Consider the following 20,334-nt stretch of genomic DNA (forward strand, 5'->3'; position numbering starts at 1 on the left):
TTTTTATAATCCCTTTAAAACCTCAATTACGCTATGTGCTGTATACGTATTTTCTACTTTTTCACTTTGAAAAACCATAAAATACTTAAATTTTTCTCCTGCTAACTTTTCCCATGTTTTACCTAATATATTTTTGTTTCGACTATCTTCATTTACAAGATGATCTCCTTTAGTTTCTAATAAAATAGTATTCCCTTTTTCGGTATAAAGGATAAAGTCAGGGTAATGGTTAGAACTAAAGCCATTTAACGGAAAACCTTTATTGGTTTCAAAATTTCTATGCCAAAATACAATATTCTCTAATGAAGCAACCTCTAAAATCATAGATTGTTCATAGTTATTCATTTTACCCTCTCGTTCATATAAGGATTTATTGATGTTAGTACTTAAACTTAATGGAGTAATCTTTTCTAGAAATTCAAAACTGTTTCGTACTATTATTTTATTGCTGTCTATCAAAACCTTAAACCTTTCTTTGGCATAAGTATCTGATAATTTTTTAATCTTATCCTTGATTTTCTTTACATAGATAAAATCATTTTCTACGATATCTCTAATTTGTTCAGGGTTTAGGTTTTCAAAAACTCTACCTATATACTTTTTAAGTTCTTGGTGCGAGATAGGTGTCATATCTCCTAATTTACTAACAACAATACTACTTACTTGGTTTATTTGAGATTCTTTAGGTTTTGAAAGTATAGTGTCTACCAATACTGTTTTTGTCCTTGCATTTACTTTTCTGGCAGTTGCAGTACCCTTGCTTTCATCAAAATCTACAGCAATGATATCTTTTGAAATCTCATCAAAAGTTACCTCTGTATTATAATTTGATAATTTAAACCCATCTAATAAACTATTTTTGTGCAATAGTTCCCATTCCGCATTGAGTTCTGGAAATAAATCACTTTGTAAATCATCTTTCTTTTCTATATGAAATTGAGGTAATTTTAGTTGGCTTGCAATGGCAGTAAATTGGGTGTCCATTTTATAGATAGGCGGTTGTGTTTTCATAACTTCTGTAAATATGGAAGTGTTATCATCAATTTCTAACTCATTTACTTTTTGCTCAAATTCTGTACCTTGTTGTTCCGCTTTTTCTGTGATTTGCGTTAGTAACGGATTACTTTGTTTGATGGTTTCAAGGGTTACTTCCTCATTAGGATTAAAGGTAATAGCTTCTACATTAAAATCTTCATCAGACTGTACTTCATTTTCTGTGGATTTATCATCCTCAAAAATATTTCCTTGAAGTATTTCATTAGGTGTTAATTCTTCTTCTGGTTGTTCTTCTGCGTAATAGTCATCTTTACTAAAACCAGATTCCTGTAAACCTTTAACTATATTATCTAAAGTATCATTAAATTTTGAAGATGCTGTAAGTACAAAAGACATATTTAGTAAGGCATTTTCGTGCTTAACTACATATGGTTGTCTTAATACTCTCCCTAAAATTTGTTCTACTTCTACAGCTGAAGATTTATCTGCCAAAGAAGCTAAAATGTACGCATTAGGACAATCCCAACCCTCCTTTAAAGCATTAACGGTAATAATGTACCTTACAGGGCAATTTTTAGACATTAGATCAATCCCCTTTAATTCATCGATACCACTGGTTTTTATTTTTATTTGTTCTTCAGGTATTTGTAATTTTACCAACTGTTCTTTTATTTTTTGGAATGTGGTATTGTCTTTTCCTTTAATATTAGACTGCGCTTGAAATAAAATAATAGGTCTTATATATTTACCTGTTTCCTTTTCTTCTTCCTTAGCTATAAGTTCTAACTGTCTTTGTAAATGCAGAGCAGAAGTAATAACTTCTTCTTTTTTATGATGATTATATACTACCACAGGTAGCTTTACCATATTTTCCTTTTTAAGTGCTAAAGCATTTACATAGGAAATAATATTACTATTTGCTTTTGGAGTAGCCGTTAAATCTAAAACCAAAGAAGGGTTTAAATTATTCAACATTTCTACACTTAAATCACTTTCTGCATTATGGCTTTCATCTACTACTACAATAGGATTTAAACTTCTTATTACATTGATTAATGCAGTTTCATCTGTGTCTGGTAATACCAAATCTTGATCAACAATAGTGTTTCTAAAAGATTCTAATGCACCATTTTCTTGAAACACTTTTCTGTCATCCTTTTTTCTGCTATTTATTCTTAAACTACTAAAGTTAAATACAAAAATGTTGAGTTGTTCAGTTACAGAAGTAGGGTTAAAATTAGCCCCTTGTAATAGTTGGTCTTTTTCATACACTTCAACCCTATTACCAAATAGGCTATTTAATTTCTCTCTGTACGGGTGATTAGGATTAGATAGATTTTTCACGGTTTGCTGTAGCAAGTTAGACCAAGGTACTAACCAAACCACTGCTTTTACATTACCTTGATTAAAATGTTTGTTTATAGTATGCAAAGCATTACAAGCTATAAATGTTTTACCTCCAGCAGTTGGTACTTTTATAGCTATGTGTACTGCATTAGGGATATTATCTTTATAAGGTGTCATACCAGAAAATGAACCATCTAACTGCGGTGTGTAGGGCATACCTAATTTATCCTCCCAATATTGGTCAAATGCTTTTTTAGGTGTTTCCTCTTTTTGAGTATAGGCAAGAAACTGTTCTAAATCTTGTATTACTTTATGTTGATATGGTTTTAACTCCATTTTCTTTTTTATTGCTTAAAATCTGGTAATATCTCTAGGTATTTTTTTAAAAACTATGTGGTATTTATCCATAATAGCTTTATTTAACAAACACAAATCTGCATATACAATATATTGTTGTGCTTTTGTTTTTAGACTTCTTAAATAACTTTCATCTAATGTGGTTAGACTGTCTTTTTCATAATAAAAATAATAGGCCGTATCATTTTTTGTACCTAGTAAATAGGTTTCATTTTGTGCTTGGTAAGGACTTCTGGTTTCAGAATACCAGACATATTCTTCTATTTTATCTTTACCAACTACCTCATTTAATAGTTCATTGTCTAAAAACAATGGATCCCCTAGTTCATAGTAGGTGAAATCTCCACCAGTACCTTCAACTGCTTTAGAGTCTTCTCCATAGCCACTAATAACTCTTTTTACTCTTTCTGCTGTTACATCTTTTGCATAATCTTCCATTTCAATCAAAATGAATTTTCTGTTACCTCCATCTTGTTTATTTAGATTTAATACTGCGTGAGCAGAAGTACCCGATCCTGCAAAGGAATCAAGCACATAAAAATCCTTAGTATTGAAGATAGAAATTAAATATTTAATTAATGTGGTTGGTTTTGGGAATGAAAATGAAAATCCCATATTTTTTAGTTCATTACTCATATTCTGAGTACTCCCCATATTCATTAAAGAGCTTATAACGTGACTCTGTTTTCCTCTTATTTTCTCACTTTCAATAGCTCCATTTTCTGTTAAATAAAAACTTGTTAATTGCTCTTTGGTATCAATAACAGGAGTTAAATTATTTTCTAAGAACAGTTCAAAAATTCTTTTTGAACTCCAGCCACTCTCAACAATAACATTATTTTGAAGTTCATAATTCTTTATAATGGCATCACTAAGAAAATGTGGAAATGAATTACTTCTTTTTGGTATAACTCCTTCTTTAAAAGAGGCTTTAAAACCAATAGGTAGCTCAATTTTACTTACTGGATTTTTTGATCCATTTTTAACAATAGTATTAACTATTTTATCTTTAAAAAGTTTACTTGTTTCTTCAACATTTAAATCAATAAGCTCTGGAAATTCAAAAGCTTCTATTTTTTTACTAAAGCATAAGATGTATTCATGATTAATTTTGATTTTGGCTTGATTATCAAAATTTCCATCTGTTCTCCATGTGAATGTTGTAATAAAGTTTTTCCTACCAAAAATCTCATCGCTAATTAATTTCAAATGTTGATATTCATTATCATCTATAGAAATAAAAATTACACCATCATCAGTTAATAGCTTATGAAGAAGTTTTAATCTAGGATACATCATGCATAACCACTTATCATGTCGAGATAAATCTTCACTCTCTTTACCTACTGCTTGCCCTAACCATTTTTTTAGCTTAGGATGACTTACATTATCATTATATACCCAAGCTTCATTACCTGTATTATAAGGAGGGTCAATATAGATGCATTTTATTTTTCCTTCATATTCTGGTAATAGGCTTTTTAAAGCTTCTAGATTATCTCCATGTATAATTTTGTTTTCAGAAGCAGCATCTTTACTTTCTTTACCATTAGTAAAGGTATATTGAGGTTCTAAAATTTTATAGGGTACATCTTGATGGTGGTTAATTACTTTTTCTTTTCCTATCCAGTTAAGTGTTGGCATATAGTATTCTTTAGGGATAAAAATAGTACTATTTTTTTATCGATAAAAAGAAACAATGGTGTATGTAAGAATTGAATAAGATAAAACACCCTTTTTCAACCTTCCTCATTTAATCTTTGAATAAAAATAAAATAAGTTAAGATTTTAAAAAGTTCTGTTTTATATGATAAGTTTTTGAACTTAGAAAAGTACTGGTGATCTAACAAAACAGCTAATGCATAGAATATTTAAAAACATGGCTTAAAAAATTTCGTACCCCTTCCTCTTTCGATAGCTTTTGATATCACTACAACTCATTTTTTCTATGTCTAGGGGTACGAATTTCGTACGAGGATATTCCATATTTCCTTCAGAATTTAGCTGTCAAAGGTTTAGATACCAAGCCAAATATTCACGTAAAAACAGTAAGAAAAATGGCACATACAAAAGATTTAGACTACAAAGCAGCATATGCCACAGCGGTCTTTGGTTTATTAGTTGGAATGGCAGTCGGCGCATTCTATGTAGCTCCGAAACTAGAAAAAAGAAAAGCTAAAAAACTTGCAGCAGCAGCTGCTAAAGCCCCACAAGTCCCAAACAAGAAAGTGTAACCCTTTAGAGAGGGGCATCACGGATGCCATTAGTTATTAGAATTTGGATAGGATTTGAGGGAGGAAAAGTCAAACGCTGTCTATGACAGCAAAAATTAAAGAAAATGAGTTACAATGATGAATTAATGAGATATCAGGACGATGCGGAAGATCGTTATGATGACTATGACGGAGATATGGAAATGCATGACGGGTATGACGACTATGAGGATGAGGAAGATGACTTCGATTCAGGTTTTGAAGGAAATGAAGATGGGTACGATGACTATGATGAAGAATACGAAGATGAATATGTAGATGACTACGAAGAGGACGATTATGACGATTACACCCGTACTTCTATAGGTAAAATTGATCCCAATGATAGAACGCTAACCGTAGTTGTTAGAAATACATCTGCGGAGGCTGCTGAAGCCATTGTTTTTGGTGGGAACGAAAATGCAGCACAACCTGCTGGAGTTACTGTTAATGTTGAGGAATCCAGCCACAATGAGGTAAAGGAAGAAAGTAAAGCGAATCCTTTCAAGATATCGGGGATGAAATACTCCGTATCTAATCCTTTACAATTCGATAATGTACTTAAGCTTACCAAACGAACAGCTACTGGATCGAATACCATTCGTGTCTATCAACCACGTAACGCCACATCACCACAGAACTTTACACAACAACTTATTGATGATGATAACTTCGAACTTAATGTTACGGGTCAGGATTCTTTACGTGTAACTGTAAATCCAGATACTACGGCAGTATTCACTTTTACCATCAAGGCAAGAGCAAACATGGGTAACCTGTTAAAAGGTAATAATGTAGCAGAGTTGTCCAGAGTTCCAAGAACTACAGGGTTACCACAGATTGATTTGATCCGTAGAAGAAAACGATCTACAGCCTTTGGAATCCGTCCACGTAGACGAAGACGCGTTCGAAGAAGACCTGTACGCAGATATGGTAGACCAAGACGCGTAAACAGATATCCGATATCCAGTTTACGTAGACGTAGACTTCGATAGTTCCCTATAAGCACAGGTAACACCTGTTTTTAATAACCAAGATCCAGCCAAAGCGATTAGGAATATTCCAAGGCTTTGGCTGGTCTCATTGAGACCTTAATTAAAGAAGCTTATGAAAATATCGAAGAGACATAGACACAAAGGCTTAGCGCAAAATAGCATTGACTATATCGTTCTGAGTAATCCTGAACCCATACGTAAGATCATTTTTGAATGCGGATATGAAGTTCCAAAAGATTTGCACACTCTTGTAAAAGCAACTAAAGAGCTGATACAAAAAAATGGCACTACGGTAATTTCAGAAGTACTACAGCATCATCCAGATAAGAAAGCGATACTAGCTCTTAACAAGAAGGAAAAGAAAAAACCCTGTAATTCTTGCAACAATCATAATTACAATGGTGAAAATAATTTTTGTGGTGAGTGTGGGCATTCCAACTACAATGGATCAGGAGATGAAGATAGCTTCTTAGATCAATTTTCAGATGCAAGTGACAAAGAGGTTAAAAGCTATTATGACCGTATTGTAAAGAAATCTAATGCCAATCCAGAAGATCAGAAGTTGGCATCGGAAGTACAAATGGTCTGGAATGAATTGCGCCAGAGAAAATTGACTGAAAAAGATAAAGATGCTACTCCTGTTGTTTCAGAAACTCAAAAAGCATCTGTATTAGGAAAAGATGAACTAGTGCTTTTAAGTGTGGTTTTTATCGCAGGATATTTAGTTGGTGCTACCCGTATGGGTACTTCATAATTAAAAAAAGAAAGAGATGAAACAGAGTTTTCAAAAAAAATATAATGATTCGATCAATCTAATCAGTCACTTGATACTAACCAAACCCAAGCCTGTTATTGGTTTGTTGGCTACACATGGAATAGTTTTTAAAGGAACACCCAGTAGAAATCAAATTATCGATGAAGTGGTGGAACTACTAAAATCAGATAATGGAAAATTTGAAGATGATTTAGGAAATCTGTTAACGGTTCATATTCAGTATCAAGGTAAGGAAATGCTCTCTTTAGAGCAAAGTGATTTCAGTTCCTACGATGATGGAGACCAAGACGAAGATGAGTTTTGGGGGGCGCTCGCAAAAGGTGCAATAGGTATTGTTGGAGGTTTATTAGGAAAAAAGAAAAGAAGGAGAAGAAGCCGTGGTGGAGGAAATGCTGCTGCTGCACAAGCAGCACAAGCAAAACGTGATATGCAATTACAGGCGCAAAGAATGCGAGAATCACGTAGACGCCGAGAAGAAGAAGCGCGTAGACGGAGAGAAGAAGCTGAACGCAGACGCCGAGAAGAAGAAGCACGGAGACGAAGAGAGGAAGAAGCCAAAAGAGAAAGAGAAGCAGCAGCAAAGAAAAGGCAAACTAATACGATGCTGATGGCAGGAGGTGGAATTGTACTTTTAGCGATTGTAGGTTTTGTAATGGCTAAATCGAATTCCCCCAGACAGACAGCTCCTTATGTAGCCCCGCAGCCTATTTCCAATAGATAATTTAATGATGTAAATCAAAGAAGATATGATTGAATACCCAATAGCTATAGACGAAAATGACACTAGCGAGTATGATCCGTTTTTACATCATGTGATTCGTCATAAGCTTCGTAAAAAGAAGAATCGAAGACGGTTAAAAAAGCTTTTTCGTAAACATCCTAAAACAAGAATATTACGTTCCATAGGGATTGGTAGAAAAAGGCGTAGAACCCGTCCAGTGGGACGCCCCATAAGAACACTAGACAAGCGATATCGCAGACCAATTGGTCGCCCCGATAGAAATAGACAGCTATCAAGACAGGGTACTATTAAAAAACCATTTCGAATGCCACCTATCAAGTTTGGAAACCCGATACATCGGGATTTAGAACAAAATAGAAGGATTTCAAAAATAGGGATAAGAAAGCCACTTTATAAGGGAACGCCTATAATGCCTGGCGATCCTTCGAACCGAAGAAAACCACCTATATCTGTCCCCAACAAGAAGGGAAGACCAAAAGTATCAAAAGATATCGTCATTCCATACAAAAGAAGATATGGTAGTCGTAAGGGTAGCGTAGCACCTGTTACACCCAGAAGAAGTTCGAAAGAAGCGATATCAACGCTAGAGGAAGAATTGCCGATAGTAGCACAAGATATGATAGCATCAAATATGGAAGTAATAGATGAAAAAGAACAAAAACCAGAGAAGCCTAATAACAAAAGAAAGATGCAAAACATCATCGGAGTTGTTGCTTTAGGACTTGTAGTAACCGGATTTGTACTATATAAAATGAAAATGAAAACAGCAACAAATGGACGTACTAGCTGATACTATAGAACAGGCTTTTACAGAAGCAGGAGAAATCCCATTAGGGTTTCTATTTGCATCGGTGAAAAACATTGGGAATTCCGAAGTAATCATAAATAATGTGCCATTGGCACCGGGAGATGCAAAATCATATCCCTTTGTTGGAAAGCCACATAATGCCAAATCGTTCGATCCATTGGATTCCACCTTACAGGTGATGTATATTATTTAATAAGAATTACTAAACGAATACTATTATGATAGCAGGAGAAACAGAAATGTTAATGGCAGATCACTTAGACGATGAAGCCTATGATGAGTTCATATTTGGAAGTAAAGAGAAAAGGGCTAAAAGACGTGCTGCCAGAAAAGCAAGGAGAGCCAAAAGACGATCTAATCCTAAACGAATTGCTAGAAGACAAAAGAGAAAAAACTTCTTCTCGCAATTAGGACAGGCTTATAGGGACTTAGGAGGTGGTGCAGCTATTGGTGGGGCAATAGATACTATTGTCAGTAAACCTACACCGATACCACTGCCAGAATTATATGCAGATCAGAAAGGAGATACTTCTTCTGATTTCAGAGTAGGGTTAAGAAATGAAGCCACTAACCAGACTCCTAAAAAAGATACCACTACAATAATACTGTATGTTGCTATAGGAGTCGTTGTGGTAGGAGGAATTGGAGTATTAGCCTACAAAACTCAGAAGAAATAGAGGCCAGCACAGAAATCAAAGTTAACGATCATGATCATTCCCATTCCTTCGCTTAGAAAACGATTTACTATTGCTATTACTATAAAGGTAAAAAGAGCAATGCACGTTGGATTTAAAGTATATGATCCTTTATCCCCAAACACGCACTATTTCCGTCGGAAAGCCTATTTGGAGAAAGGGCAAAAAAGAAGTATTAAAATTCCTTTACCTGTTTCTCCGGATGAATTGGAATTGGAGGTATATGATAAAAAGACAGGCGATGATAAGGGTATTGATATACTCGATTTTAAAGTAGTGATGATGGACGAACCTAAGATTTGGACGACTCCGGAACAACAGCGGTTTATGGAGTTTGCTATTCAGTTTGCCCAGAAGGCGGGGTATGTTCCAACAGGTTTTTATGATAGCTCACAAGGTGAGTTTTTGTTTCAATATTTACCTAGCATTGTTGATGCTTTTGGAAAGGAACTGATTACTCCGGCACGGATACATCGTAAAATGCCAAGAGTTCAGATATCACAACGCTTATTTAAAACCTATACGATCCCTGTTAGGGTAGCCATATTAGCTCACGAGGGATGCCATTGGTTTTTAAATACCCGTAGTGAGACAACAGCAGATTTATGCGGGATTCGGCATTATTTAGACTATGGTTTCCCTAAGATAGAAGCGGTGTATGCAGCTACAAAAATTTTTAGTCAGTATCCTGAATTGGTGGGTGCAACACAAGTTAATAGAACCAAAGAAATTGTTCAGTTTATAGATACATACACACTAGCGCAATGAAAAGAAACACCGAAATAGTATTAATAACAACAGGGATTACCCTTGCAGCGCTTTGGTGGGTTTTATTTGATCGTGATGATAAGGATGGGAATGATACTACGAAGAAGAATGATGATGTATCCTCTGAAGAAAAAGAAGATGTTATGGTTGCAGAAGTGATACATTCAAATCAGAACGATTCTTTTGTGAAAGTAAATCGTCCGTTTGCTAAAAAAACATCAAAAAGAATATTTAAAGGTTTAGATAGAAGTACTATAAAATTAAACAATGAAGCTTTTTATAAAACGCTTCAAGATAGCTATGAAACTACACAATTAACTATTACAAACACCTCTGATGTAGAACGTGAAGTTCGGTTATGGGCAGGTAATAAAAAGCCTCCCTTAAGTCCAACATTACCAGGAGATGTAGCAGATCATATTTTTAGGACGGTAAACGTCAGTTCAAGTTTAGGAACAGGTATCTATCCGCAAGGAATTATTGTCAACCCGTTTAATGGATTTACTTATATAGCAAATCAGTTATCCCAAAATATTAGTGTACTCAATACTGAAGGGGTTTTAATTTCCCTTGTACCCATCACTGCTAATGGCAGTAGTTTGCCAAATCCAGCCTATGGCTGGGGGCCTGTAGACCTTACCGTGAATAGCCAGCTTAGTTCCCCAAACTTTGGTAAGGTCTACGTGGCAAACGTAGTTGGAGATACCATAACGGTGATTAATACACAATTGGAGGTAGAAAATACGATACAAGTCGGTAAAAGACCTATTGGTATAAGTTTCAATCCTTTTAATTCAAATGTATATGTAGCTAATATTGCTGATGATACGGTTAGTGTCATTGATACTGTTACAGAAACGGTAATAGAAACGATAGGAGTTGGAAAAGCGCCAAGGAATATAGCTATTGTGGCAAGTACCGGATCGGTCTATGTGGTCAATTCTGGTGATGATAGTATATCAGTAATTGACACTAATAATCAGGTAAGCAGTACCATTGATACTATGGGAAGTGAACTTACAACAGCAGCATACCATCCAGTAAACAATAGCCTATATGTGGTTTCCTCTGGAGACAATACAGTAATCCCCATCGATCTGGGGTCAGAGACCCTTAGAGATAAAATAGCAGTTGGAGCTGATCCGTATCGTATTGTATACAATCCTACTAATGAACTACTCTATGTAGGGAACAGAGCGGATGATTCCTATTCTATAATAGATATCAACGATACAGTCATTGATACGCTTTTTTTAGGGGCTGTAGGTACAGGTTTAGCCATAGATCCTACTAGTGATAGGATCTATAGTAGTGATAGCACTAACGGTGCTATAAACCTTATTAGCTATAGCAGGGAAAGTAATAAGGTACTTATTAATGATGGGTACTATGGAAAACGAGAGGATTTTACGTTTAGCCCCGCCATTGTAAAGCACGTCAAGTTTGTGTTATCGGGTACTGAGCGCTTTAGGGTATTAAAACTCGAAGAAGAAACAGTTACGGGAAAAACAAGTATAAAACCTCTCTCTTTTTCAAGCTATAATAGCCCTCAAAACTTCGGAAATGTAGCAGAAGTATTTGAGATGAACGGAGCTATCATTGACGGTAAAAACGGATGGGTATTTAAAATAGCTGGAAAGCAAACCATCACTATACTCACCTATTACAAACAGCGAGATAGAGGCATCTTAAACCAAATAATCTAAAACTAAGAAAGATGAATAATGTATTAAATATAGCCTTGGCAGAATACGGAGTTACAGAAGTGGTCGGTGACCATCATAACTCTCGTATTCTAACATATTTCAAAGAGATCGGTCACAGGTGGGTTACAACGGACGAAACAGCTTGGTGCAGCGCGTACGTCAATTGGGTAGCTTTAAAAGCGGGCTGCGCCCGTAGTGGTAAGCTTACCGCACGATCTTGGTTAACGGTTGGGAAAAAAATAGCTAGCCCTGCCCTTGGCTGTGTAGTGGTCTTTTGGAGAGAAAGTAAATCTAGTTGGAAAGGTCACGTTGGTTTTTTTATCGGTTATAGTGAAGATAAAAAGTACATCTACGTATTAGGTGGAAACCAAAATAATAAGGTTTGTATTAAGCCATATCCTACTTATAGACTACTGGGATTCAGATGTATTAAAAATACATTCAAACCCATACTGGATGCTGCATAGTGGCACAAAATAAAAATGAACATTTAAAAAGATAGGAGATGAAAAACGTAGATTATTTAATTATTCAAAGTACAGAATCAGGCGAAGGGATTCCAGTAAGTAAAGCGGATATTATTGATTTGCATACTACGGCTGAAAGACAAGGAGGATATGGATTTAATCGTCCAGGTATTGATTACCTGATCCAGCCAGATGGAACAATGGAAACCTTAGTTTCAGAAGACAATCCAACCACTGTTGACCTATGGGGGATTTCTGAAGGAAAGCAAGGGATAATAGGGATCTGTAAACATATTGCATATGCAGGTGGGCGAACAGAAAAAGAGGTGAAGTCAAAAGATAGCCGTACTAAGGCGCAGCAACAAAGCTTAGAGGCTATTGTCAAGTTTTACGTCCTTAAATTCCCAAAAATTCAAGTGCTCGGGTTAAGCGAAGCTCCTGCAAAAAAAGGAGAGGAAAACCCTGCCTTTGATGTGTCCATTTGGTTAGAAGAAATTGGCATTCCAGAAATCAACATTTTTAAGAAAATCAAAAAGCAGTAGTGATGAAGAACACCATTTTAGCATTGGGTGTAGGTTTTCTTATTGGTAGGCATATTTATAAAAAGTATGATAAGAAAGAAGCCAGCCTCAAAGAAGCACAAGTTAGGAAAAGATTGATGGATACTTTAGAGGAGCTTGGGCTCTCAAAGCGAGAAGTCAAATCACAATCCAATCACATTTTAAGAAGATAATAAATACTATGCCAATCGAAATCAACATACAAAACAAAGCACTATTAGTGCCAGAGCCAAGTGATCCTTGTGAATTGTGGGTAGGTTATTTTAACAGCCTAAAGGCTGCCTTGGGCACAAATAACGCAAGGACAATCTGGCTAGTGACTTGGAAGACCAACGGATCGTCTAGTTGTACCACAAATGGAGATTTTAATCGGTGGCTAAAGAAAAACAAAATAGATGTGTCGAGTGCAGCAACAAGAGCTATTGCGGATGCATCAGAGATAGGAAGCAATTTTATGGGTTTAGGAAAGAACCTATCGAAAATAGCATCCGTTGCGGTACCTGTAACATTAACTTTTTTACTGGCAATCATTGCCTTGATTCTTTGGAATACAGCAAAGAAAGCAGATGTAACTGACCTTGCAGCAATTACACCAATGGGTAGATCGGTCGGAGCTGGAATCAAATTTTTGAACAAATGAGAAAGGTAGTTGGATTACAGATCACCGCATCCGCGGTAGGACTCATATTAGTTGGTACTACGTATATCGCTTGGCGTACTAAAAAGCGAAATAAACTTGCCAGTAGTCTATTGGGCGAATTAAATAAAAGTTTACACCCTGATGGGGAAGGATTAGAGCGTGCAGTGGCTTTAGATGTTAAATATGTGGATAGGGTTTTTAATTCTCAGTCTGGAAAAATAGTAGTATTAAAGAAGTCTACAGCAACACGATATGCGAATGAGATTCACCAAGGTTTTAAACCATGGTATATAGGAGGAGATGATGAAGAATTGATATATAGTGTTTTTAGAAACTTAAAGGATAAAGTACAAGTATCTCAGGTGGCTAAAGCATATCAAAGAGATTATCAGGTATCCCTAAGAGACCAATTAAAGGATCGCTTTGACAAAGATGAAATCAAAAAGGTATTAGGAATTATCGGGAGATTACCAGAATACAGAACAGTATAAAAGTAAAATAATGAAAATGACAAAAACAATGTGGTGGGTAATTGGAGGTGCAGGAGTAGCTGGGTTGGGTGTTGGTATCTACTTTTTTGTAAAGAAAGGTAAAAGTAATACCAAGATTTCATTCTCAAGCATTGGAAATAAAGGAAAGCCTGTGAAAGTAATACAAGGTGGCAGTGCCACCGCTGTGGCAGAACCAAATTGGAATGCACCTTTTAATATGAATTATATAGAAGATGTTAAAAAATGGTTGGGAACAAAACGCATCAAGGAATTGTCTGCATCTACTGCTCAAAAGTATGCGCTGGAATTGAAGAATGCCAAAGGTGTATTTGATGATGATGAAAAAGCAGTTGAACGTGTATTTAGGAGTTTACAAGACAAAACCCAAGTAGCCAGTTTATCCAAAGCATTTTATTTTAATCACGGTAAAAAAGATATGTGGCAGCATCTTCGAAGTTTTTTAAGTGATAGTGAGATGAAAAAGTTAGTTAAAGATCCTGTTCAAAGGCTGCCAAATTACAGACTCGTCTGACAAGATAGTAATCAATAGAGTTTTAATAAAAAATAATATGAAGATACAGCATAAAAAACCAGTAGTTAAGAAGCCCAAGAATGATGACAAAAGTCTATGGATCATTATCGGTGTTACTACACTCGTTTTGGGTGGAGTCGGTTATTGGTATTACAGAAAACGCAAAAAAAAATCAGCGATGTTCCCTGGTGGAGCGGAAGATCTTGATCGTGAGATAGCAAGTACCATTGCAAATAATACAACAAGAAGATCCACTATAACAAGAAGACCAACACGGTTTAGGTGTAATAGTAGCGGATATCCTTTAGCGTATGGTACTTGTTACAAAGATGTAAAGATTTTACAATCCTACTTAAGTAAAATCCATAAAGCAGATTTAGGGAGTTCCGGCAGCAATAAAGATGGAGTAGATGGGATGTTTGGAAATAAAACTAATAAGGCAGCTAAAAAACATTTACAAAAAACATCTTTTAATAAACAAGATATCGATGGAATGAGAACGGCAATTAAAATGATAAAGAGATGATACGTACAAATGATTTGATTATTGCAGGAGTTGGCATTGGTGTTAGCATTTTGGCGGTGTATCTGATAAAAGATCAAAAAAAGAAATCTGAAAAGGTAGCACCTGTATTGCAGAAAAGACAAATTGTGGAAGAAACGATAGTACCTGAACCTATTAAAAAGGTAACGCCAGAAACCAATTATGTTACTCCAAAACAGGAAGCAAAGAAAACTTGGATGTTGTCAAAAGGAAGTAAAGGAAAAGAAGTTGAAAGGTTGCAGATTTGGCTCTTAAGACATCACGGTTGGAAAGGGCCTGTAACAGGCATTTATGATGAGCAGACCGATAGACTGGTTAAGAAGCGCTTTAAAACCGAAGGTGTTGACAGAGCCACCTATGATAAACATCAAATGGGGATTCCGATTCACGAATTGATTAAAGCTTAAGAGTCATGGAAGGAAGAAAGAGAAACCTAAATAGCCTATTAGATGCACTAGTAGACAAGGATGGACTGAAAACGGAGGTAACAATTACGCTGACCAATCAGACCTTACTAAAAATCATATTAGGAATGCTGTTAGCTGGTGTAGCCATTGTTGTGGTGGCTAATATGGTTAAAAACCTATTTCCAAGCTCGCAATTGGCAGCAATAGAAAATGAAGTATTAAAAATTAAACAAACCCTTAAATCTTAGAATTATGGAAATCGTATTGGATCAGTTTACAAATTTTTTAAATACCCTTGATTGGGCGTACATCTTCTCTTTTATGCTTCTTACCTATGTCATAAACTATTATAAAATACCTGAGTTTGTAGGTAGAGGATTAGGGATTAAATTGAGAAACAGATACCAGGTACTCATCATAGGATGTATATATGCTGTGGTAGTCTTTTGTATTAGAGGATATGAACTATCAAACGTACTCTGCCTTTTTATCTCTTTCCTTTTTGCTACGGCATTTTACAAGTTTCTGCTTCAAGTTGTAGTTGAAAGGTTTCTTCCAAAGAAGAAAACAGAAAGCCCATAATAGGCATTTGAAAACTTTTTTAAATGATATATATGAAACATTATAAATGGATACTACCCCTAGTAGCAATTATAGGGATCGTTGTAGCGCTCTTCTTTATCATTCCTGCAGAGGATGATGTAACTAATCAGATACAAAAGATTGAGATTGAAGAATTGAAGCGTGAAAATATGACCCTTATACAAACTAATGAATTATTAGATAGTAAGGTTGAGCTATTAGAATCTATGGCAGATAGCCTAACGGTTTTGATTAACGTAGATAGCCAAGTAATAGAAAAATTAAAGCAAAGAAAAGATGAAAAAGTTAGTGTTATTAATGACTTTACTGATGATGAGCTTTATCAGTATTTCTCAAGATTTAGTACCAAAGGTACAACTGATAGAAAATGAAAAACACTATTGCTTTACCATTGCTCAATCTCGTGAGATAGCGAAGCTACTGGAACTTGGAAAATACAATGATTCTCTTGTAAACAGTCTATCAAAGAATATTAAAAGATTTGAACTTGTAACCCAAAATAAGGATAGTGTTATCTCTTTCCAGTCCGACCAATTGGAGAATTATGCAGTAATGGTAGATAATAATGATCGAACTATTATGCTTTTGGAACAAAGTATCAAACGAAAAGAGAAAAAGATTAAAAGAAGTAAGCTACACAAGATTCTACTCGGAATAAGCATAGTGACACTTGGAACATTATTAATTAGCAAATAAGTGAGGAAATGGAAGGATATCAATCAGATTTCAGAATATCAGCTATAAGAGGAGAAGACAATGTACCTCTAGAAAATAGTCTGGGTGGATATGGAGTTACGACAGGAACGGATGATAATGTATATGAATTGGTACTAGATCCACCATTAACTAAAGAATATGCAGTAGGATTACCATTGGAACTAAAATTTCACGAAGCAAATACCGATGAAGCTACACTAAATATTGACAAGCAAGGAGCCGTACCATTAAAAAAGTTTGATGGGGAATCATTGATTCCTATTGTAAATGGGGATTTAAAAACAGACTTGATTTATAAGTTAGTTTTTGATGGGGATTGTTTTCAGGTATTAACGGGGATTTTTTTATCAACTGGAATTAGTGAAAACAGCTTGGAAGTATTAGAAGTGATTGATCAGAATATTAATTCTGATGATGTTTTTTATGTAAACAATAAGAACAAATATGCAGTAGTTAATGGGAATTTGATTGTACCTCAAAACCTTCGATTAAGAAGGGTTGGCGGAGCTGGACAATTAGGTGGTACTGCAAGTGGAGGGATTGTTTTAAAAATGCCAGTAGCTTTAGATGTTGCGGGAACAATAGCTTGGACTACACATTCAAGTGAAGGTAATTTCTTTTTTTGTCAGTTAAGTGGATTTGGAGCGCTAAGTATTACTGGAGAGTTTACTTCAGATTTGGATGAAGTAGCAATTAACTTTCCGGTCTATGTTGCCAAAACCCCTTTGGAATTTCCTGCTACTCCAGTGTTTAACGTTCCACCAGTACCATAAAACATATCGCTATGTCATCTGCTAAAGAAACTTTTGTACTTCGATATTATCCGTATGCTAAAAAGGCTTCAGAAAAAACGGGAATCCCAGTGATCTTTGCATTAGCGCAAAGTGCCTTAGAATCTGGTTGGGGGAAATCGGCGAAGGGAAATATGATGTTTGGAATAAAAAAAGGATCAGGAAGAAATTACGGAGGGTGGCAGGGTCACAGCCAATTAATTACAACCACGGAGTATTCGTCCGTGCCGACACGGCACTTTCCTTTTATTTATCCTGGGTATCCTATTCAGCAATCCAATGGAAAATGGAAGTATAGAATAAAAGATGTTTTTAGAGCCTACCCCAATCCATTTTTCTCATTTATCGATTGGGCAGGGTTGTTATTTAAGAACAGAAGATATAGCCTTGCGATGCAATATAGGAAAGACCCGTATCGATTTGCAGATGAAGTAGCCAAAGCTGGATACGCTACAGATCCGAACTATGCCAGTAAGGTCAAAAGAATTATGAAAGAGATCGAGCAGATTGTTGTTCTGAAGAAATTAGATAAAAAAGAAGTAAGCATTGTGCTTCCAATGGCAATTATGGGGATGAGTGTCATTGTGATCATTATTGCTGTGTTTAAAAGTAATTCGAAACAATAATAGTATGGAGTATTTAAAATTAGCAAGTGTCGTTTTAGGAGCGCATGGTTTGTGGAAGCTCGCAGAAACCCTATTGCAGCACAGAACACAAAAAAAGTTTAAAAAAGCTGAAATTAACAACCTAAATGTACAGGCAAATGATGTGGTAATTTCCAATTTACTAAAGTGGTCTGAAAAAATGGAAGTTAGAATTGACGAATTAGAGAAGAATAATAAGGAGATGAAGGCCATTATCGTTAAACAACGTAAACGGATAAGTGACCTCGAAGTATACACCGAAAAACTAGAACATAAATTAAAAAAGCACGAAGAAAAAAATGAAAGCAGATAAAGGAAATATAACAATGAACGTTCTTTTTGGTGTTTTTTTGGTCGTAAATATCATTAGAATATATGGGAATATTCAAGATCGTAATCGAAGGATAAAAGAAGAAGGTAAACGCGAGGAAAGATGTAATTGTGGGGATAAAGAATAAGTATATATGGTTTGGGATAGGAACAGCTTCCGTAGTCATTATAGGAGCTATTGCTATTACTAGATTAAAATCAAAACCAAAACAAAAAGTTGATCTTACCAAATTTGACAGCCCTGATATTAAAGGATCTGGCAGATGTATGGATAAGGAATTTATTGAGATGCTACAAAAGTTGGCTAAAGTTACCAAACTACCCATTTTTGATATGATTAACTCTGGCGCAAGATCATCTTACTGGAATGCAAAAGTTGGAGGTGTTTCGAACTCATCACATAAGATACCCAAATGTCAGGCAGCAGATATCAAAGCACCTACCACCACTATAAGAAATAAAATTGTAGTAGCTGCAAAATTAGTTGGATTTAAACGTATCGGAGTTGGTAAAACCTTTGTGCATTTGGATAATGATACAACCAAAAAGCAGTATGTAGCGTGGGGATATCCTTCAGGAACAAAGCCACCGATCAATCCTTTTGTCTAAAAACAGAAATAATATGCTTAGAGATCGAATACAGAAACAGACATACCCGCAAAGAAGGAATACTGCGACCATTTTAAATTATCTGGAGGAATTAGTTCTTATTAATGCCAAAGAAGTAGGACTTGTTCCAATAGATCAAAATAATAACGGCTATCAGGATCTATTTCTTTCATTTGGAGAGCTTATTTCCTTAGAAGTGCCAGAAGAAGCTGTTTCTGCAACACTAATGGTGGAAGAAGGTATAGTTACCATCATAACAGATCCTGATCCGGATGAAACAGAGTCAATAGTAGCTACGGTGGAAGTTGATAAAAGTAAACGTTCCTTAGCTTTAAATTTAAATGAACTATCATGCACAAATTCCTCAGCAGTCATACGATTCAAAGAAAATGGATCACAACCGAGTATTAATTCAGGTTTTGGACTAGGAAACGGGGATATATTTGAGCTAGTGGGTGCTACAAATCTTAAGAATTTTAGAGCGATTGGAGTGCAACAAAATGCGACTCCAGTGATTCGTATTCAATTTTACAAAACAGCACAATTTGAATAAATGCTATGAGAACGATTAGAACACAAAGATTTGTAAGAGGAAGTCAGTCGACTAAAAATATTGAAGAGAATGCTACAAATGGTTTAGCTCCTTTTATCTCAGAAGTATGTGGTGCTAGAATGCGAGTAAAAGGAATACGAAGGGTACAAATCAAAGGATATTACTTTACTCCAAATGCAACTGTAGATACTGGAGATAATACTAGTACAGAATTTAAGAATAACGGTTTAAAGGTTGTTGTTAGTCAAGTAAAATTTATCAACCCTACCTTATTAGAAGCTGTAGTATTTGCAGGAGATACTGAAGGTAGATTTAATCTTGTAGTACGTAACGGTGAACTAAACTCAGGTGATACGGGAAATGAAGCTATTGTAGTAGTCAATCCAGTGTGGGTTGATTTGAGAACCACTTCTGTTATTGATCTAGGATTACAAATTAGTCCAGGAGTAATTGTCAACTGTAACTTGGAAAAAGGGTTATGGGGTATTAACAGAGGTAGTGAATTTGAAGGTGTCGTAAAATTCCGAGCTTTCCCTTGGAAAAGATGTGATGATCTTTCTTTTAGTATCGTATTTACTTTAAGTGAACCAGAAGGAATAAGTCTTTTTGGAATAAGTGGGTTTGATATTAATGTGAGCAATTTGGGTACTGATCCTTTATTTGAAGCAGAATCCCATCTGTTTTTAATTAACGGTACGGCAAATCAGATGTACGGCGGAGGATCAAGATATCGACGATGGAGTCAGGATATTGGTGGTACAGCTTCGTTTGAAGTGTCTAAATTTTATAAACTGAATTATGATTTCAGCGCAACTAGGACATTAATGACAATATCAGAAGTAGATCCTTTAAATTTTGATAGGAATGTACTTTTTCTACGTCAATGGTTTTTAGATTCGCCTAGTGATAGTGAAGTATTACTTCCATACTGGACGGTAGGGAGTAATGAGAATTTATTTCTTACCGCCTTTAAGATTGAGTATTAACTATTACAATTAACTATTA

The 20,334-nt window shown here is 35.5% G+C and carries 30 protein-coding genes; 28 read left to right on the forward strand and 2 right to left on the reverse strand.

The genetic code is table 11. The annotated features are described in order from the left end of the window. Window positions 1-3: 3 nt before the first annotated feature. Window positions 4-2,679, reverse strand: a complete 2,676-nt coding sequence (locus H526_RS0111575; protein WP_027393152.1) for a DEAD/DEAH box helicase — start codon at window positions 2,677-2,679, stop codon at window positions 4-6. Between the two features lie 15 nt (window positions 2,680-2,694). Continuing rightward, entirely contained in the window at window positions 2,695-4,344 is a 1,650-nt protein-coding gene (locus tag H526_RS0111580; protein ID WP_027393153.1) for a site-specific DNA-methyltransferase, read from the reverse strand. Between the two features lie 413 nt (window positions 4,345-4,757). Here H526_RS0111580 and H526_RS32165 point away from each other — a divergent pair, with 413 nt between their 5' ends. The 28 genes from H526_RS32165 to H526_RS0111720 all read left to right on the forward strand — a co-directional run bounded on the left by H526_RS32165 (window position 4,758) and on the right by H526_RS0111720 (window position 20,315). Further along, a complete protein-coding gene (locus tag H526_RS32165) occupies window positions 4,758-4,934 on the forward strand; it encodes a hypothetical protein (RefSeq protein WP_169728184.1) in 177 nt (58 codons plus the stop codon). 104 nt (window positions 4,935-5,038) lie between these two features. Beyond that, window positions 5,039-5,947 (forward strand): hypothetical protein, encoded by a 909-nt coding sequence (locus tag H526_RS0111590; protein ID WP_027393154.1) that lies wholly within the window; start codon window positions 5,039-5,041, stop codon window positions 5,945-5,947. A gap of 112 nt (window positions 5,948-6,059) precedes the next feature. Then, on the forward strand, window positions 6,060-6,701 hold the full coding sequence (locus tag H526_RS0111595; RefSeq protein WP_027393155.1) for a hypothetical protein: 642 nt from the start codon (window positions 6,060-6,062) through the stop codon (window positions 6,699-6,701). Between the two features lie 16 nt (window positions 6,702-6,717). Further along, window positions 6,718-7,443, forward strand: a complete 726-nt coding sequence (locus H526_RS28995) for a hypothetical protein (protein ID WP_051336120.1) — start codon at window positions 6,718-6,720, stop codon at window positions 7,441-7,443. A 25-nt stretch (window positions 7,444-7,468) separates the two neighbouring features. Continuing rightward, window positions 7,469-8,254 (forward strand): hypothetical protein, encoded by a 786-nt coding sequence (locus H526_RS0111605; protein WP_027393156.1) that lies wholly within the window; start codon window positions 7,469-7,471, stop codon window positions 8,252-8,254. After that, on the forward strand, window positions 8,238-8,465 hold the full coding sequence (locus H526_RS0111610) for a hypothetical protein (RefSeq protein ID WP_027393157.1): 228 nt from the start codon (window positions 8,238-8,240) through the stop codon (window positions 8,463-8,465). The genes H526_RS0111605 and H526_RS0111610 overlap by 17 nt, the downstream gene beginning before the upstream one ends. Before the next feature lie 25 nt (window positions 8,466-8,490). Further along, window positions 8,491-8,949, forward strand: coding sequence for a hypothetical protein (locus H526_RS0111615; protein ID WP_027393158.1), 459 nt, complete (start codon window positions 8,491-8,493; stop codon window positions 8,947-8,949). Window positions 8,950-8,979: 30 nt separating this feature from the next. Next, window positions 8,980-9,735 carry a hypothetical protein gene (locus tag H526_RS0111620; protein WP_027393159.1) on the forward strand — a complete coding sequence of 252 codons (756 nt, stop codon included), beginning with the start codon at window positions 8,980-8,982 and terminating at the stop codon, window positions 9,733-9,735. Further along, on the forward strand, window positions 9,732-11,441 hold the full coding sequence (locus H526_RS0111625) for a YncE family protein (RefSeq protein WP_027393160.1): 1,710 nt from the start codon (window positions 9,732-9,734) through the stop codon (window positions 11,439-11,441). The genes H526_RS0111620 and H526_RS0111625 overlap by 4 nt, the downstream gene beginning before the upstream one ends. A gap of 11 nt (window positions 11,442-11,452) precedes the next feature. After that, entirely contained in the window at window positions 11,453-11,908 is a 456-nt protein-coding gene (locus tag H526_RS0111630; protein ID WP_027393161.1) for a TIGR02594 family protein, read from the forward strand. 38 nt (window positions 11,909-11,946) lie between these two features. Continuing rightward, window positions 11,947-12,450 carry a peptidoglycan recognition protein family protein gene (locus H526_RS0111635; protein ID WP_027393162.1) on the forward strand — a complete coding sequence of 168 codons (504 nt, stop codon included), beginning with the start codon at window positions 11,947-11,949 and terminating at the stop codon, window positions 12,448-12,450. 2 nt (window positions 12,451-12,452) lie between these two features. Further along, the gene (locus H526_RS0111640) at window positions 12,453-12,641 is read left to right on the forward strand and encodes a hypothetical protein (protein WP_035085298.1); all 189 of its coding nucleotides are present in this window, start codon (window positions 12,453-12,455) and stop codon (window positions 12,639-12,641) included. An 8-nt stretch (window positions 12,642-12,649) separates the two neighbouring features. Further along, window positions 12,650-13,108, forward strand: a complete 459-nt coding sequence (locus H526_RS0111645) for a hypothetical protein (RefSeq protein WP_027393164.1) — start codon at window positions 12,650-12,652, stop codon at window positions 13,106-13,108. Then, entirely contained in the window at window positions 13,105-13,599 is a 495-nt protein-coding gene (locus H526_RS0111650) for a hypothetical protein (protein ID WP_027393165.1), read from the forward strand. The genes H526_RS0111645 and H526_RS0111650 overlap by 4 nt, the downstream gene beginning before the upstream one ends. 16 nt (window positions 13,600-13,615) lie before the next feature. Continuing rightward, window positions 13,616-14,131, forward strand: a complete 516-nt coding sequence (locus H526_RS0111655; RefSeq protein WP_245591205.1) for a hypothetical protein — start codon at window positions 13,616-13,618, stop codon at window positions 14,129-14,131. A 37-nt stretch (window positions 14,132-14,168) separates the two neighbouring features. Beyond that, complete coding sequence (locus tag H526_RS0111660; protein WP_027393167.1) at window positions 14,169-14,657, forward strand: LPXTG cell wall anchor domain-containing protein; 489 nt, start codon at window positions 14,169-14,171, stop codon at window positions 14,655-14,657. Further along, complete coding sequence (locus H526_RS0111665; protein ID WP_027393168.1) at window positions 14,654-15,082, forward strand: peptidoglycan-binding domain-containing protein; 429 nt, start codon at window positions 14,654-14,656, stop codon at window positions 15,080-15,082. Before H526_RS0111660 ends, H526_RS0111665 begins: the two co-directional genes overlap by 4 nt. A 5-nt stretch (window positions 15,083-15,087) precedes the next feature. Then, window positions 15,088-15,330, forward strand: coding sequence for a hypothetical protein (locus H526_RS0111670; protein WP_027393169.1), 243 nt, complete (start codon window positions 15,088-15,090; stop codon window positions 15,328-15,330). A 4-nt stretch (window positions 15,331-15,334) separates the two neighbouring features. Then, entirely contained in the window at window positions 15,335-15,664 is a 330-nt protein-coding gene (locus H526_RS29000; RefSeq protein ID WP_035085302.1) for a hypothetical protein, read from the forward strand. 23 nt (window positions 15,665-15,687) lie between these two features. Next, on the forward strand, window positions 15,688-16,056 hold the full coding sequence (locus tag H526_RS0111680; protein ID WP_035085304.1) for a hypothetical protein: 369 nt from the start codon (window positions 15,688-15,690) through the stop codon (window positions 16,054-16,056). Continuing rightward, window positions 15,995-16,381, forward strand: coding sequence for a hypothetical protein (locus tag H526_RS0111685; RefSeq protein WP_155839672.1), 387 nt, complete (start codon window positions 15,995-15,997; stop codon window positions 16,379-16,381). Before H526_RS0111680 ends, H526_RS0111685 begins: the two co-directional genes overlap by 62 nt. An 8-nt stretch (window positions 16,382-16,389) precedes the next feature. Further along, entirely contained in the window at window positions 16,390-17,175 is a 786-nt protein-coding gene (locus H526_RS0111690; RefSeq protein WP_027393173.1) for a hypothetical protein, read from the forward strand. Window positions 17,176-17,186: 11 nt separating this feature from the next. Continuing rightward, entirely contained in the window at window positions 17,187-17,819 is a 633-nt protein-coding gene (locus H526_RS29005; RefSeq protein ID WP_051336121.1) for a glycoside hydrolase family 73 protein, read from the forward strand. 4 nt (window positions 17,820-17,823) lie between these two features. Further along, complete coding sequence (locus H526_RS0111700; protein WP_027393174.1) at window positions 17,824-18,150, forward strand: hypothetical protein; 327 nt, start codon at window positions 17,824-17,826, stop codon at window positions 18,148-18,150. Continuing rightward, window positions 18,137-18,295 (forward strand): hypothetical protein, encoded by a 159-nt coding sequence (locus H526_RS31770; RefSeq protein WP_155839673.1) that lies wholly within the window; start codon window positions 18,137-18,139, stop codon window positions 18,293-18,295. The genes H526_RS0111700 and H526_RS31770 overlap by 14 nt, the downstream gene beginning before the upstream one ends. Continuing rightward, a complete protein-coding gene (locus H526_RS0111710; RefSeq protein ID WP_245591206.1) occupies window positions 18,279-18,776 on the forward strand; it encodes a D-Ala-D-Ala carboxypeptidase family metallohydrolase in 498 nt (165 codons plus the stop codon). The genes H526_RS31770 and H526_RS0111710 overlap by 17 nt, the downstream gene beginning before the upstream one ends. 13 nt (window positions 18,777-18,789) lie before the next feature. Next, the gene (locus H526_RS0111715; RefSeq protein WP_035085306.1) at window positions 18,790-19,329 is read left to right on the forward strand and encodes a hypothetical protein; all 540 of its coding nucleotides are present in this window, start codon (window positions 18,790-18,792) and stop codon (window positions 19,327-19,329) included. 5 nt (window positions 19,330-19,334) lie between these two features. Continuing rightward, complete coding sequence (locus H526_RS0111720) at window positions 19,335-20,315, forward strand: hypothetical protein (RefSeq protein WP_027393177.1); 981 nt, start codon at window positions 19,335-19,337, stop codon at window positions 20,313-20,315. Window positions 20,316-20,334 lie beyond the last annotated feature (19 nt).

Origin of the sequence: Aquimarina latercula DSM 2041, assembly GCF_000430645.1 — a bacterium.
Lineage (GTDB): Bacteria > Bacteroidota > Bacteroidia > Flavobacteriales > Flavobacteriaceae > Aquimarina > Aquimarina latercula.

What these genes read in the sequence shown, in the direction of transcription:
- H526_RS0111575 (WP_027393152.1), bottom strand. Translation starts at nt 2,679, where the DNA reads ATGGAGTTAAAACCATATCAACATAAAGTAATACAAGATTTAGAACAG.
- H526_RS0111580 (WP_027393153.1), bottom strand. Translation starts at nt 4,344, where the DNA reads ATGCCAACACTTAACTGGATAGGAAAAGAAAAAGTAATTAACCACCAT.
- H526_RS32165 (WP_169728184.1), top strand. Translation starts at nt 4,758, where the DNA reads ATGGCACATACAAAAGATTTAGACTACAAAGCAGCATATGCCACAGCG.
- H526_RS0111590 (WP_027393154.1), top strand. Translation starts at nt 5,039, where the DNA reads ATGAGTTACAATGATGAATTAATGAGATATCAGGACGATGCGGAAGAT.
- H526_RS0111595 (WP_027393155.1), top strand. Translation starts at nt 6,060, where the DNA reads ATGAAAATATCGAAGAGACATAGACACAAAGGCTTAGCGCAAAATAGC.
- H526_RS28995 (WP_051336120.1), top strand. Translation starts at nt 6,718, where the DNA reads ATGAAACAGAGTTTTCAAAAAAAATATAATGATTCGATCAATCTAATC.
- H526_RS0111605 (WP_027393156.1), top strand. Translation starts at nt 7,469, where the DNA reads ATGATTGAATACCCAATAGCTATAGACGAAAATGACACTAGCGAGTAT.
- H526_RS0111610 (WP_027393157.1), top strand. Translation starts at nt 8,238, where the DNA reads ATGGACGTACTAGCTGATACTATAGAACAGGCTTTTACAGAAGCAGGA.
- H526_RS0111615 (WP_027393158.1), top strand. Translation starts at nt 8,491, where the DNA reads ATGATAGCAGGAGAAACAGAAATGTTAATGGCAGATCACTTAGACGAT.
- H526_RS0111620 (WP_027393159.1), top strand. Translation starts at nt 8,980, where the DNA reads ATGATCATTCCCATTCCTTCGCTTAGAAAACGATTTACTATTGCTATT.
- H526_RS0111625 (WP_027393160.1), top strand. Translation starts at nt 9,732, where the DNA reads ATGAAAAGAAACACCGAAATAGTATTAATAACAACAGGGATTACCCTT.
- H526_RS0111630 (WP_027393161.1), top strand. Translation starts at nt 11,453, where the DNA reads ATGAATAATGTATTAAATATAGCCTTGGCAGAATACGGAGTTACAGAA.
- H526_RS0111635 (WP_027393162.1), top strand. Translation starts at nt 11,947, where the DNA reads ATGAAAAACGTAGATTATTTAATTATTCAAAGTACAGAATCAGGCGAA.
- H526_RS0111640 (WP_035085298.1), top strand. Translation starts at nt 12,453, where the DNA reads ATGAAGAACACCATTTTAGCATTGGGTGTAGGTTTTCTTATTGGTAGG.
- H526_RS0111645 (WP_027393164.1), top strand. Translation starts at nt 12,650, where the DNA reads ATGCCAATCGAAATCAACATACAAAACAAAGCACTATTAGTGCCAGAG.
- H526_RS0111650 (WP_027393165.1), top strand. Translation starts at nt 13,105, where the DNA reads ATGAGAAAGGTAGTTGGATTACAGATCACCGCATCCGCGGTAGGACTC.
- H526_RS0111655 (WP_245591205.1), top strand. Translation starts at nt 13,616, where the DNA reads ATGACAAAAACAATGTGGTGGGTAATTGGAGGTGCAGGAGTAGCTGGG.
- H526_RS0111660 (WP_027393167.1), top strand. Translation starts at nt 14,169, where the DNA reads ATGAAGATACAGCATAAAAAACCAGTAGTTAAGAAGCCCAAGAATGAT.
- H526_RS0111665 (WP_027393168.1), top strand. Translation starts at nt 14,654, where the DNA reads ATGATACGTACAAATGATTTGATTATTGCAGGAGTTGGCATTGGTGTT.
- H526_RS0111670 (WP_027393169.1), top strand. Translation starts at nt 15,088, where the DNA reads ATGGAAGGAAGAAAGAGAAACCTAAATAGCCTATTAGATGCACTAGTA.
- H526_RS29000 (WP_035085302.1), top strand. Translation starts at nt 15,335, where the DNA reads ATGGAAATCGTATTGGATCAGTTTACAAATTTTTTAAATACCCTTGAT.
- H526_RS0111680 (WP_035085304.1), top strand. Translation starts at nt 15,688, where the DNA reads ATGATATATATGAAACATTATAAATGGATACTACCCCTAGTAGCAATT.
- H526_RS0111685 (WP_155839672.1), top strand. Translation starts at nt 15,995, where the DNA reads ATGATGAGCTTTATCAGTATTTCTCAAGATTTAGTACCAAAGGTACAA.
- H526_RS0111690 (WP_027393173.1), top strand. Translation starts at nt 16,390, where the DNA reads ATGGAAGGATATCAATCAGATTTCAGAATATCAGCTATAAGAGGAGAA.
- H526_RS29005 (WP_051336121.1), top strand. Translation starts at nt 17,187, where the DNA reads ATGTCATCTGCTAAAGAAACTTTTGTACTTCGATATTATCCGTATGCT.
- H526_RS0111700 (WP_027393174.1), top strand. Translation starts at nt 17,824, where the DNA reads ATGGAGTATTTAAAATTAGCAAGTGTCGTTTTAGGAGCGCATGGTTTG.
- H526_RS31770 (WP_155839673.1), top strand. Translation starts at nt 18,137, where the DNA reads ATGAAAGCAGATAAAGGAAATATAACAATGAACGTTCTTTTTGGTGTT.
- H526_RS0111715 (WP_035085306.1), top strand. Translation starts at nt 18,790, where the DNA reads ATGCTTAGAGATCGAATACAGAAACAGACATACCCGCAAAGAAGGAAT.
- H526_RS0111720 (WP_027393177.1), top strand. Translation starts at nt 19,335, where the DNA reads ATGAGAACGATTAGAACACAAAGATTTGTAAGAGGAAGTCAGTCGACT.